Below are 506 nucleotides of genomic sequence, written 5' to 3' on the forward strand. Positions count from 1 at the left end.
TGATTGTCGCCGCGTCGTTGGTGCCGGCGATGCTCACCGTGATCGTCTGGCTCGCGGTGCCGTCCAGCGAGGCAATGGTCAGCGTGTCGGTGACGCTCTGCCCGGCCCCGAGCGCCTGCACATTCCCCGCCGCGTTGGCGAGCGAGTAGCCCGCACATTCCCCGCCGCGTTGGCGAGCGAGTAGCCCCATTGGCCGGTSSCSGCGTTGAAGGCGAARCTGCCATAGGTGCCAGCCAGCGAGGCCGGCATGGCAAARRCMGCCTGGCCCGCATCGGCGTCGGCCACGCTCAAAGTGCCGCCCGCGGTCAGCGTGCCATCCTCGGCCACCACGCCGGCCACCGTGCCGGTGATTGTCGCCGCGTCGTTGGTGCCGGCGATGCTCACCGTGATCGCCTGGCTCGCGGTGCCGTCCAGCGAGGCAATGGTCAGCGTGTCGGTGACGCTCTGCCCGGCCCCGAGCGCCTGCACATTCCCCGCCGCGTTGGCGAGCGAGTAGCCCCATTGGC

The 506-nt window shown here is 70.5% G+C and carries 2 protein-coding genes; both read right to left on the bottom strand.

Going from position 1 to position 506, the window contains the following annotated elements; translation table 11 throughout:
• The coding region (locus tag AC1DWF_RS38995; RefSeq protein WP_476843733.1) for a VCBS domain-containing protein at positions 1-121 on the bottom strand (121 nt) is incomplete at its 3' end.
• Positions 79-506: VCBS domain-containing protein (locus AC1DWF_RS39000; RefSeq protein ID WP_476843732.1), on the bottom strand; the 428-nt coding region annotated here is incomplete at its 5' end. The genes AC1DWF_RS39000 and AC1DWF_RS38995, both read right to left, overlap by 43 nt.

Source organism: Aminobacter sp. P4_D5 (assembly GCF_056401815.1).